A 12,142-nucleotide genomic window follows, 5' to 3' on the forward strand; every position below is an offset into this window, starting at 1 on the left:
TGTGTGCCCGCTGACTGGTCAGTCGACGGTGGAGTAGATCGACCCGAGGAGGCTGCGCACGCGCTCCGCTGAGAACAAACCACGCACCGTCGCGGCGACGTCTTCACTTGCGAGTTCTGCGGTCTTCGCGTGCAGTGCTGCCACGGCATCGGCATAGGCGATGCCGGTCTGCTCCTCGACGAAGACGCTTACCGAGGGTGCGCAGTAGTCCACAGCTCCGGTGTTCGCGCCGCTGACGACGGGGCGTCCGTGCACGAGGGCTTCGGCTGTCACGACGCAAAAGTTGTCACCCTGCGTTGGAAGGAGGAACAGCGTCGCCTTGGCGAGCTCGTCGGACACGCCGGTAGAGGGAAGGCTTCCGGTGAAGGTGACGGACGACTCCAGTCCTTCGGCAGCAACCTGACATTCCAGATCCTGACGTTGGGGGCCGTCGCCCACCCAGGTAAGGCGCGCGTCAGTTCCGCGATCGCGCAGGACCTTCACCGCATCTAGTGCGAGACCTGGCCCCTTGCGGGGGATGAGTCCGCCGACGGACACGATCCTTAGCACCTCATCGGCTGCTGGCCGATCCGGTGGAGTGATGCTGTCGACAATGCAGGGCACAAGCTCGACTCGCCCCTTTCTGTGGCGGCGAACGGCGTCTGCAAGACGCTGGCATTCGGTGATGACTACGTCGGGCCGGCGCAGGATCGGCAGCAGCGCTTGTCGGACGGCGCGCTGGGCCAGGGGCAACGTTTCCGGCGACGTCAGACCCGACCAGTGTTCGGTGTGCACCCAAGGGCGTTTCGACGGACGCCCTACGATCCATGGCAGGAGTCCGGGAAGCGCATGCGTGTGGACGACATCAGCATCGCGTGCCGCCTGGTTCACCAGCTTGCGAGCACGTCGTAGCGACGCCGGGGAATAGAGCCGCACAAACTCGCGGGAGACGCCCACGCCGGGAGGGATGACGGACTCCCCAGGAATCCCGATCGCGTCGAAATGAACAACCGTGACGTCATGCTCGGCCGCGAGTGCCTCCGCCTCCCGCGCGACGAAGATGCCGGATTCGGGAAGATCCGACGTCGGAAACCACGGAGTGACGATGAGGATGCGCACCGGTCAACGATACCGAGTGTGTGTATGCCGGCCGTCCGATACGTACACTTGGTCGTTGTGAAGATCGTCAGTGTGGTGGGTGCTCGCCCACAGTTCGTCAAGCTCGCTCCGATCCACAAGGCGGCTGTCGCCGCCGGGGTCGAGCATGTCATCGTCCATACGGGTCAGCACTACGACCCGATGCTCTCCGACGTCTTCTTCGAGGACCTCGGTATCGGCACGCCCGACGTGCACCTCGGCGTGGGCAGCGGCTCGCACGGCGTCCAGACCGGCGCTATGCTCGCCGCCCTAGACGCAGTGTTCGACGAGCACCGCCCGGACTGGGTGCTCGTCTACGGCGACACCAACTCGACGGTGGCCGCGGCGCTCAGTGCTGTGAAGTTGCACATTCCGGTGGCTCACCTCGAGGCAGGGCTGCGGAGCTTCAACCGGGCCATGCCCGAGGAGCACAATCGCGTCATGACTGACCATGCCGCCGACGTGTTGCTTGCGCCGACCCAGGTCGCCGTAGAACACCTGTCTACCGAAGGCCTCGCCGCCCGTACCGTCCTGGTCGGCGACGTCATGACGGACGTTCTGTTCGAGGTGCGCGATCAGGTCGGCGACACTCGCTCCGTGCTCCTGGAGGAGTTGAACCTGGAACCGGGCGGCTACTACGTGGCCACCATTCACCGGGCAGAGAACACCGACGACCCGGCGCGCCTCGCAGAGGTGGTCGCCGGACTCGCCGGACTCGCCAAGCCGGTGATCCTGCTGGCTCACCCTCGGTTGGTCGCGAAGGCTGCCAGCCACGGCATCGCGCTCACTCAGGGGGCGCTGATTGCCCACGCGCCACTGGCATACCCGGAGCTCATCGCAGCTGCGCTGTCTAGTGCTGGGGTGGTGACGGACTCTGGCGGCCTGCAGAAGGAGGCCTTCCTGCTCGGGGTGCCGTGCACGACGGTGCGCACCGAGACGGAGTGGGTCGAGACGGTGGAGTTGGGCTGGAATGTGCTGGCGAACACGGCGGCCGAGATCGCTGCGGGGGTCACCCGCCCCATTCCCGCGCCCGCGGATGCCGCGCCGTACGGCGACGGCCACGCCGCCGATCGCGTCGTCCAGGCGCTGTTCGCCTGGCAGCGCTGATCGCAGCCGAAGCGCGGCTGAGAGGCCGGGCACCGCGAGAACCGTAGAATAGGGATCATGCGTATCGCTGTTGTGGCCCTTGGGAAGATCGGCCTGCCTCTTGCTGTCCAGTTCGCTTCGTCTGGTCATGAGGTGATCGGGGTGGACGTCAATCAGAAGGCGGTGGACTCGATCAACGCCGCCCGGGAGCCGTTCCCGGGCGAGGCGGAGCTGCAGGAGCGTCTGGAGGAGTTGATCCCCGCGGGGCGGCTGCGGGCGACGACAAACTACGCGGAGGCGATTCCGGGTGCTGATGCCGTGGTGCTTGTGGCGCCGGTGTTCGTGAACGATGAGACCTGGGAGCCGGATTTCAAGTACATGGACGCCGCGACGAAGTCGCTGGCGGAGCACCTCACTCCGGGCACGCTGGTCTCGTACGAGACCACCCTTCCGGTGGGCACGACCCGTACGCGCTGGAGGCCGATGCTCGAAGAGGGGTCGGGCCTGACCGAGGGCGTGGACTTCCATGTGGTCTACTCGCCCGAGCGAGTGCTGACCGGCCGGGTCTTCGAAGACCTGCGCAAGTACCCCAAGCTCATCGGCGCGCTCTCTGATGAGGGCACCCGACGGGCGCGGGAGTTCTACGAGGCGGTGCTGCAGTTCGACGAGCGCCCCGACCTCGCGCAGCCGAACGGCGTGTGGGACCTCGGCTCGACCGAGGCATCCGAGATGGCGAAGCTTGCCGAGACGACCTACCGCGACGTGAACATCGGGCTGGCGAACCAGTTCGGCCTGTTTGCGGCATCGCACGGCATCGACGTGTACAAGGTGATCGAGGCATGCAACTCGCAGCCCTACAGTCACATCCACCGTCCCGGCATTGCCGTCGGCGGACACTGCATCCCGGTGTACCCGCGGCTGTACCTGTCGACGGACCCCGACGCTGACATCGTGCGCGTCGCCCGTCAGCTCAACGCGTCGATGCCGGAGCGTCTGGTCGCCCAGGCCGAGGGGATCCTGGGGGATCTCACCGGCCGGCGGGCAGTGGTGCTGGGAGCGGCGTACCGCGGGGGAGTGAAGGAGACCGCGTTCTCGGGCGTCTTCCCGACCGTCGACGCGCTGCGCTCGCGCGGTGCGGAGGTGCTCGTGCACGACCCGCTGTACACCGACGACGAGCTGCGCGGTCTCGGCTTCGAGCCGTACGCGATCGGCGGGGCCGCCGACCTGGCTATCCTGCAGACCGACCACGCCGACTACAAGACCCTGACACCGGCCGACATCCCCGGGGTGAAGCTGCTCGTCGACGGGCGCAACGCCAGCGACGCAGGCCTGTGGGCCGGCACCCCCCGCATCGTCGTCGGCACCGCCGGCTGAGCCGAGCTCTTGGTCGCCGTCTCCGTCATCGTCCCCACCTACAATGAGGGGCCGAACGTCGCACCCCTCGTGGCGCGGCTCAGCGTTCTCCCGCACATCGCGGAGATCATCTTCGTCGACGACTCCACTGACGACACGCCCGCTGAGATCGAGCGGATCGCAGCCGAAGCGGACGTACACGTGCAGTTGCTGCACCGTGAGGAGGCCACCGGAGGGCTGGGTGGTGCGGTGCTGTGCGGCTTCGATGCCGCGACGTCGGATGTCTGCATCGTCATGGACGGCGATCTGCAGCATCCGCCCGAGGTCATCCCGCAGCTGATCGGACGCTACGACCAGGGCGAGACCGATGTGGTGGTCGCTTCGCGCTACGCCGGCGAGGGCTCCGCCGCCGGGCTGGCCGGCTTCACGCGGGTCGCAGTGTCCCGTGGATCGACGCTGCTCACGAAGGCGATGTTCCCGCGGCGCCTGTACGGCTGCAGTGATCCGATGACCGGGTTCTTCCTGGTGGACCTGAAGAGCATCGATCGCAGCCTGCTGCGTCCGCAGGGGTTCAAGATCCTCCTTGAGATCCTCGCCCGCCACACGCTGCGCATCGCCGAGGTCTCCTTCGACTTCGCAGATCGGAACGCGGGAGAATCTAAGGCGTCGCTGAAGCAGGGCATCCGATTCCTGCGTCAGCTCTCGTCATTGCGCTTCGGCAAGATGCCGGCGTTCGCGCTCGTCGGTGGGATCGGCGCGGTCGTCAACGTCTTCATCGTCTGGCTGCTCACCGCCCTCGACGTCGGTTACCTGTGGGCCGCGATCGTCGGCGCCGAGATCACCATCGTCGGGAACTTCCTCATCCTCGACCGCTACGTGTTCTCCGAACTGAAGGCCGAGGCGGCGTCGTTCTGGCGTCGGTTCAGCCAGTCATTCCTGTTCAACAACACCGAGGCGATCATCAGGATCCCCGTGATGGCTCTGCTGGTCGAGAGTTGGCACATCTCCGCGGCGCTGGCCACAGCTGCCACGCTGGCCGTCGCCTTCATCGTGCGGTTCGTCTTCCATTCGCTCGTGGTCTACCGGCCGCGTCCTTCCGACCGAACCGGACGCGACCTGAAGGAGACCGCGGCGGCAACGACCCCGTCCGGCGTCGAGGGATGATGTCGGCGTCGTCCTTCCGGGCAGCCCTCCGGGGCGCCATGCCGGCCTTGGCCGGCTACCTCGCCATTCGGATCCTCGGCGTCGTAGCGCTCTGGTGGGCGCTCGGCCGATCCTGGCCCGAGCTGTGGCATTCCCTGACCGCTCGCTACGACGCGGGGCATCTACTGCGCATCGCGGCCGAGGGCTATGACGGCGGTGACGTCGTCCCCAGCAACCTCGCCTTCTTCCCGCTCTACCCGATGCTGGTGCGCCTGATCGGCGGTGCGGTCGGCGTACCCGCAGCGGGCCTGATCGTGAGCTGGGCTGCCGGTGCGGCATGTGCGATCGCGCTGTATGCCATCGGACGACGGCTGGGTGATGCCCGCACGGGAACCACGCTCGCTGTGCTCTGGGGCGCCCTGCCGCACGGTGTGACCGAGTCGATGGCGTACACCGAGACAACCTTCACCGCCCTCGCGGCGTGGGCGCTGTTCGCGCTGCTCGGCAGGCAATGGGTGCTGGCGGGGACACTCACGTTCTTCGCGGGGCTCACGCGCCCGACAGCGATGGCACTCATCGCTGTCGTCGGGATCGCTGCGATCGCCGAACTCGTGCGGCTACGGGGCCGCTCCTGGCGGGCATGGGTGGGCGGTGCGATCTCGCCGCTGGGCTGGTTGGGATACATCGCCTGGGTCGCCGCCCGGACCGGGGGCATCGACGGCTGGCTGGCCGTGCAACGAGGATGGGGCGCCTCCTTCGACGGCGGTCTGTACACCATGCGCACATTCGCGGGCCTGCTGGACGGTCAGACCACGCTCCAGCTGATGATGGTCTCGGCGGTGCTCGCCGCGGCGATCGGCTTGGTCGCGATCTCAGCAGTCGAGCGGGTTCGATGGGAGCTCCAGCTCTACGGTGTGCTGGTGCTGTTCATGACCGTCGGAACGGCCGGCTACTACCAGTCCAAGGCGCGGCTGCTCGTGCCCGCCTTCACGCTGCTGATCCCCGTCGCGATGGGGCTGGCGCGCGCACGCCGCGGCACCTGTCTGATCATCATCACCGCTCTGGCACTGGTCTCGGCCTGGTATGGCGCATATCTGCTGGTGTGTGCGCCGTACTCGCCCTGAGCGGAGCGGCTCCGCTGTCGGCTCGGGGCTCCCTCGCCGCGCGCCACTGTCGCGAGTTCCCAGCCTGCCGCCGATACGATGGATGCCATGGATCTTCTCGTCGTAGGGTCGGGTTTCTTCGGCCTCACCATCGCTGAGCGCGCCGCTGCTGCTGGTCGCAAAGTGACCGTCATCGATCGTCGGCCCCACATCGGCGGCAACGCCTACAGCGAGGCCGAGCCCGAGACCGGTATCGAGGTGCACCGCTACGGCGCTCATCTTTTCCACACGTCCAACCCGACGGTGTGGGAGTATGTCAACCGCTTCACGACCTTCACCGACTACGTGCACCGGGTGTACACGACCCACAAGGGCGTCGTGTACCCGATGCCGGTGAACCTCGGCACGATCAATCAGTTCTTCCAGTCGGCGTACACGCCCGACCAGGCGCGTGAGCTGGTGCGTCAGCAGGCGGGCGAATTCGATGTCAAGTCGGCGCAGAACTTCGAGGAGAAGGGCATCGCGCTGGTCGGGCGGCCGCTGTTTGAGGCGTTCTTCCGTGACTACACGGCAAAGCAGTGGCAGACCGACCCCCATAAGCTCTCGGGCGATATCGTGAGTCGTCTCCCTGTGCGATACACGTATGACAACCGCTACTTCAACGACACGTGGGAGGGACTGCCCACCGATGGCTACACGGCGTGGCTGGAGCGGATGGCTGACCACCCCAATATCGACGTCAAGCTCAACGTCGACTACTTCGACACGTCGCAGCCGTTGAACAAACAGGCCACCGTGGGTCAGCTTCCGGTGGTTTACACGGGCCCCGTCGACCGCTACTTCGACTACGCCGAGGGCGCGCTCAGCTGGCGCACGCTGGACTTCGAGCAGCAGGTCCTTGACACGGGTGACTTCCAGGGCACGAGTGTGATGAACTACCCGGATCTGGACGTGCCGTACACGCGTATCCACGAGTTCAAGCACTTCCATCCCGAGCGCAAAGAGATCTTCAACGGCGACAAGACCGTCATCATGCGCGAGTTCTCGCGCTTCGCCGAGCGCGAGGACGAGCCGTACTACCCGGTGAACACCCCCGCCGACCGTGAAGGTCTGCTTGCCTACCGCGAACTTGCGCAGAGCGAGGCCGACGTGCACTTCGGTGGACGCCTCGGCACCTACCAGTACCTCGACATGCACATGGCCATCGGGTCGGCGCTGTCGATGTGGCGCAACCAGCTCGCCGGCGAGAGCGACTGAGGTGGCGACTACGGCAGGAGCGCCGGGGACGACCCGGCGCTACTTCCACTCGCTCTGGCTGCTGTCGGCGCGAGACCTCAAGGTGCGCTACTCGACCAGCGCCCTCGGATATCTCTGGTCGGTGCTCGATCCCCTGGTGATGAGCGCGATCTACTGGTTCGTGTTCACCCAGGTGTTCCAGCGGACGGTCGGTGAGCAGCCCTACATCATCTTCTTGATCAGCGCGCTGTTGCCGTGGGTGTGGTTCAACTCCGCGGTGGGCGACTTCACTCGTGCATTCAAGAAAGATGCTCGACTCGTGCGTTCGACCGCGATACCGCGATCGATCTGGGTCAACCGGATCGTCCTCAGCAAAGGGCTCGAGTTCGTCTTCTCGATGCCGGTTCTGCTGATCTTCGTGCTGGTCAACCGACTCACAGAGACCGATCCGGCCCAGATTGCGCAGATCAGCTGGGGCGTGCTCTGGCTTCCGGTCGCGATCATTCTACAGGCCACCCTGCTGATCGGCCTCGGGTTGCTGGTCGCTCCGCTGTGTGCGCTTTACACCGATCTCGAGCGCACCACGGCACTCATCCTGCGTGCCATGTTCTACGCCACTCCGATCATCTACAGCGTCAAGGATCTGCCCGGCCCATTCGAGACCATCGGAATGTTCAATCCCCTCGCGGGCATCATGACCCTGTACCGGATGGCGTTCTTCCCCAGCCAATGGGACTTGGCCCCCGTGGTCATCAGCGCTGTGATGAGCCTGATCATCCTCGCGCTCGGCGTCTGGGTCTTCCGGTCCCTGGAGCGTCCCGTCCTGAAGGAGCTGTGATGTCTGCTGCCATCGAAGTGCAGGGTCTCGGAGTGCGTTTCCGGCGCAACCGCCGCGGTTCCCGCACGTTCAAGGATCTCTTCGCCGGCGTGAGTCGCAGGTCCCGGCCGGGGGAGTTCTGGGCGTTGCGCGATGTCTCGTTCACTGTCGCGCCCGGTGAGTCGATCGGCGTGGTCGGCCGCAACGGGCAGGGAAAGTCGACGTTGCTTCGGCTCGTCGCCCAGGTGCTGTTGCCCGATGAAGGAGGCGTGCGCGTCAACGGCGGCGTCGCGCCACTGATCGAGCTGACGGGCGGTTTCGTTGGCGACCTCACCGTGCGTGAGAACGTGCGCCTCACCGCGGGCCTGCACGGCATGTCGAAGGCTGAAGTCGCTCAGCGCTACGACGAGATGATCGCTTTCGCCGAGCTGGAAGACTTCCAGGACACGCCCTACAAGCACCTGTCGAACGGAATGAAGGTGCGCCTGGCGTTCTCGGTGGTATCGCAGCTCGATGAGCCGATCATGCTCGTCGACGAAGTGCTGGCCGTCGGCGACAAGGCATTTCGCGACAAGTGCTATACGCGTATCGACGAGCTACTCGCCTCAGGACGCACGCTGTTCTTCGTCAGCCACAACGAACGCGACCTGCGCAGGTTCTGCGAGCGTGGACTCTACCTCGACAAGGGAGAGCTCGTGCTCGACGGTCCGATCGGTGATGTGCTCGAGCGCTACAACACTGACCACAACAGAGGGTGATTCGCAGCTCGAGCCGCGCTATCGCGCGGCTCAGCGGTCGAGGAGTTGCTGCAGCCGCTTCTGAGCCGACTCCGCTGCCGCAAGGGGGGATCCGGTCGAGGTCCCGGTCTCGAAAGCCGCGCGCAGTTTGTCCAGCGCCGCACCATAGGCGCTGACACGGTCTGCCCACTCGTTCGCGATGGAACGCGGTGCGACAGCATCCGACATGCGCCCGGCGTCACCCTGCAGCTGATCGACCAGCTGCACACCCTCTGCGCCTGTGGAGTCGCCGGCGAAGGAGAGGCCCCGAGCCGCATCGTCCAGCAGCGGTTGCACTTTGCCGCGGAAGACCCCCAGCTCGGGATCCGCAGGTGTCGGGGGAGCGGCTGTCGTCGGCGGTGGGAGCGGAGCCGTCGGAAGGGGCGTCGGCGTGCTCGTCGGGGTCGGTATCGGGGTCGGCGTGAGAGACTCCGAGGCGGTTGGCGTGGGCATCGGCGTCACGGAGGACATCACAGCCGGTGCGGGGGCATCATTCCACGGGCGAATCAGCATCAGAGCGACGGCCCCGGCGAGCACGACTGCCGCGACGACGAGTACGCCGATCAGCCAGCTTCGGCCTCCGCGACGCTTCTCTGGCGGAAATGCCCAGACGTACTCCGGCTGCTGCTCGCTCATGCGGTCTCCAGCGCAGGCATCGGCCGCCACGTGCGGTCGCGGCCGATGCGGCCGCCGTCGCGCAACCCGCGGAACAGGTTACTGGTGCCACGCACGGTGCGCTCGACGAACACCAACCGGATGAGCTCCTTGAAGAACGTCGCTGCGGTGCCGAGACCGAACAACACCGGGTTGTAGTTGTCGTGTACGCGATAGTACTGCTTGATGAAGGCGCGGTTGCGCATGATGTAGTACCGGTAGGCGTTGCTCGACGCATTGAGGTGGCGTATTCCCATGTCCCACTGCCGGATCTCGCGCGTGCGGCGCAGCACGAACTCGTCGACGATGACGGCGGTGGTCAATCGAGAGGCCAGCCATCCGTACATCTGGTCATCCCAGTAGATGAAGAAGCGCGGGTCGGGTAGTCCTACCTGCTGCACAATGGAGCGGTGGATGAACATGCCCTCGAAGCAGCCGCTGTTCATCTCGCGGTAGCCTGCGGCGTCGAACTTCGACGGCGCGAATGGGATCGGGATTCCCATGCGTTCGGCAATGCGGTACTGCCAGTAGAACTCGCTGCCATCGTAGTCATAGCGGCGGCCCTGGATGCTCTTGAAGCGACGTGACCAGCGGCCCATCTTCGCCAGCCCGTCGGGCAGTACCTCGACGTCGTCGTCCATCAGCCAGATCCACTCCGAGCCGAGGTCGTACGCCGTGCGCATGCCTTCGCTGAATCCGCCGGATCCGCCGGTGTTGGTCTCGAGGCGACGGTAGACGATCTCGGTGCCGATGTCGGCGCGGAAGCCCTCGACGACCGCGGTGGTGTCGTCGGCGGAGTCGTTGTCGATGATCACGACGCGGCCCGGCTTCGGGTCCATCGCGCGGATGCTGGTGAGCAGGCCGCTCAGCAAGTGTGAGCGGTTGTACGTCACGATGACGATCGTTGCGGACCGGGGGTCGAATTGGTCCGCAGTCATGCGTCCTCCTTGAAGATCTGCGTCCACGACGCCTCCGAGACGAGGTCGGGCAGCGCCTTGCGGTACTCGGCCTGCAGGCGGGGCCACTGCCGCTTCAACCTTCGGTGCAACCTGACCGTTTCGATCAGCATCCGACGGTACTTGGCCCGGTCACGCGTGTACACGTTCTTGCCCGAACCATCGGCAGAACTGACGAGCGCACTGTCGAAGGCCGGTACACGCCACCAGTGCGCGTCGTTCTTGCCGAACTCGACCTCGGGCTGCGCGACGTTCGCGGGGTCGGGGCGGCGCATCCAGTGCGTGACCAGAGTGCGCAGGGTGAACCAGCGCAGGCGCATGCCGGTGGGGCTGTCGTACTCGTGTTGCTTGGTGTGCTTGTACACCTGGCGCCCCCGACGAGAATGCAGCACGCGGCTCGGATCGCGGTGGACCACCGTCTCGGGGTAACCGGCGGCAAGTGCACGCGCCGCGGGCATGGCGGTGGCCAGATTGGCACGCATATGGGCCGGCCCCGCCAGCACGTCACGCAGGGCTTGCGCGCGCAGCGCCACTGGGTAGTACTGCATCATCATGAGGTGCTTCAGATCTACCCTGCGGCTGTGCGTCAACAGCCGACCGCCGTGCGGGGCGTTCGAGTGCAGCAGAGCGGCGACGATGCGGTTGCGGGCGTGGAAGTACGCCTGCCAGTCGATGGTGTCGTCCTTGTTCACCCACGAGACATGCCACAGCGCTACTCCGGGCAGCGACACCGTGGCAAACCCCGCTTCGCCTGCACGCAGACAGAACTCGGCATCGTCCCACTTGATGAACGCCGGCAGCGATAGGCCCACTTTGCGGATCGCGTCGAGTGGGATCAGGCACATCCACCAGCCGTTATAGTCGGCGTCCATGCGCATGTGCAGCAGGGGCGACTGACGCAGATTCGCGACACCGAAGTCGTGCGGCATTCGCTCCTGGTACAGGTTGCGCCACATGAACGGGTGCTCGTCGACCACCTCGGCCCAACCGTGCAGCCTTGGGCGATCGAGCAGATCGAACATGTGGCCGCCGACGAGCACGGGCGTCGTCGCGTAACGACCGAAGACCACCGAGCGGCGCAACGACTCCGGCTCGATCAGCACATCGTCGTCGAGCAGCTGCACGAAGTCGCTGTCCGGACGCTGCAGGGTCTCGTGCATGGCGCGCGCGAAGCCGCCGGAGCCGCCGAGGTTCGGCTGACGGATGACCTGCAACGTCGCCCCGAGGCTCGCGGCTACCTCGTCGAAGCCGTCCTGCTCTGCGACGAGCTGCGTGCCCTGATCGATCAGGAAGACACGGTCGACGACTTCGAGCAGATCCGTGGCATCCGACAACGCGCGCAGCGTGTCGACGCAGTAGTCGGGTTTGTTGTACGTGGTGATTCCGAGCGAGGCCTTGCCGTGGCGCGCCGGATCCTGCTCGGTGGTCCACTCCGCGCCCTCGAGCGTTGCGTTCTTCTCATCGGCGACGATGTCGAACCAGACCCATCCGCCGTCGCTGTACTCGGTGAGCGCGAGGGGGATCGAGGTCGTCGCGTCTCCGGTTACCTCGCGTGTGTCGATGCGCTGTCGGATGCCCGATCCGTTCGACCGGTACACGAGGATGGTCGCCGGTCCCGAGGTGCGCACCGTGAGGGTGACCTCGCGCACGCTGGTCCAGTGCTGCCAGTACGACGCGGGGAAGGCGTTGAAGTAGGTGCCGAACGATACGCGTCGCCCCGACACAATGCGCACGCGGCGACGATCGAGAATGTTGCCCAGCTGCGCCCGGCTCGATACACGCACCGGCTCCTCATCGATCACGGACCAGGTCTCGGGATCGGCGTAAAGGGGGAGCAGATCGGGGTCCCTGTCAAGGGGGAAGACGACGTTCTGCAGTACGTGAGTCACATACGAAATCCTA

The 12,142-nt window shown here is 65.8% G+C and carries 11 protein-coding genes; 7 read left to right on the forward strand and 4 right to left on the reverse strand.

Annotated features, from left to right (window positions below; translation table 11 throughout):
• Positions 1 to 18: 18 nt before the first annotated feature.
• On the reverse strand, positions 19 to 1,098 hold the full coding sequence (locus JF543_RS06970) for a glycosyltransferase (protein WP_206823457.1): 1,080 nt from the start codon (positions 1,096 to 1,098) through the stop codon (positions 19 to 21).
• Positions 1,099 to 1,155: 57 nt separating this feature from the next.
• On the opposite strand from JF543_RS06970, the gene wecB reads away from it, so the two are divergent.
• From wecB to JF543_RS07005, 7 genes are all read left to right on the forward strand, one after another.
• Entirely contained in the window at positions 1,156 to 2,223 is a 1,068-nt protein-coding gene (wecB, locus tag JF543_RS06975; RefSeq protein WP_206823460.1) for a non-hydrolyzing UDP-N-acetylglucosamine 2-epimerase, read from the forward strand.
• A gap of 57 nt (positions 2,224 to 2,280) precedes the next feature.
• Entirely contained in the window at positions 2,281 to 3,576 is a 1,296-nt protein-coding gene (locus JF543_RS06980) for a nucleotide sugar dehydrogenase (RefSeq protein ID WP_206823466.1), read from the forward strand.
• A 9-nt stretch (positions 3,577 to 3,585) separates the two neighbouring features.
• Positions 3,586 to 4,719 carry a glycosyltransferase gene (locus tag JF543_RS06985; protein WP_179411299.1) on the forward strand — a complete coding sequence of 378 codons (1,134 nt, stop codon included), beginning with the start codon at positions 3,586 to 3,588 and terminating at the stop codon, positions 4,717 to 4,719.
• A gap of 38 nt (positions 4,720 to 4,757) precedes the next feature.
• Entirely contained in the window at positions 4,758 to 5,822 is a 1,065-nt protein-coding gene (locus JF543_RS06990; RefSeq protein WP_206823467.1) for a hypothetical protein, read from the forward strand.
• Positions 5,823 to 5,909: 87 nt separating this feature from the next.
• The gene (glf, locus tag JF543_RS06995; protein ID WP_179411297.1) at positions 5,910 to 7,058 is read left to right on the forward strand and encodes a UDP-galactopyranose mutase; all 1,149 of its coding nucleotides are present in this window, start codon (positions 5,910 to 5,912) and stop codon (positions 7,056 to 7,058) included.
• A gap of 1 nt (position 7,059) precedes the next feature.
• The gene (locus JF543_RS07000; RefSeq protein ID WP_179411296.1) at positions 7,060 to 7,875 is read left to right on the forward strand and encodes an ABC transporter permease; all 816 of its coding nucleotides are present in this window, start codon (positions 7,060 to 7,062) and stop codon (positions 7,873 to 7,875) included.
• A complete protein-coding gene (locus JF543_RS07005; RefSeq protein WP_179411295.1) occupies positions 7,875 to 8,612 on the forward strand; it encodes an ABC transporter ATP-binding protein in 738 nt (245 codons plus the stop codon). Before JF543_RS07000 ends, JF543_RS07005 begins: the two co-directional genes overlap by 1 nt.
• A gap of 30 nt (positions 8,613 to 8,642) precedes the next feature.
• Here JF543_RS07005 and JF543_RS07010 read toward each other — a convergent pair whose 3' ends face one another.
• The 3 genes from JF543_RS07010 to JF543_RS07020 are packed head-to-tail and all read right to left on the reverse strand — an operon-like array spanning position 8,643 to position 12,129.
• Positions 8,643 to 9,266 carry a hypothetical protein gene (locus JF543_RS07010; RefSeq protein ID WP_206823468.1) on the reverse strand — a complete coding sequence of 208 codons (624 nt, stop codon included), beginning with the start codon at positions 9,264 to 9,266 and terminating at the stop codon, positions 8,643 to 8,645.
• Positions 9,263 to 10,222, reverse strand: coding sequence for a glycosyltransferase (locus JF543_RS07015; RefSeq protein ID WP_179411293.1), 960 nt, complete (start codon positions 10,220 to 10,222; stop codon positions 9,263 to 9,265). The genes JF543_RS07010 and JF543_RS07015 overlap by 4 nt, the downstream gene beginning before the upstream one ends.
• On the reverse strand, positions 10,219 to 12,129 hold the full coding sequence (locus JF543_RS07020; RefSeq protein ID WP_179411292.1) for a glycosyltransferase: 1,911 nt from the start codon (positions 12,127 to 12,129) through the stop codon (positions 10,219 to 10,221). Before JF543_RS07020 ends, JF543_RS07015 begins: the two co-directional genes overlap by 4 nt.
• Positions 12,130 to 12,142 lie beyond the last annotated feature (13 nt).

The sequence above is a fragment of the Microbacterium esteraromaticum genome (assembly GCF_017303215.1).
Lineage (GTDB): Bacteria > Actinomycetota > Actinomycetes > Actinomycetales > Microbacteriaceae > Microbacterium > Microbacterium esteraromaticum_C.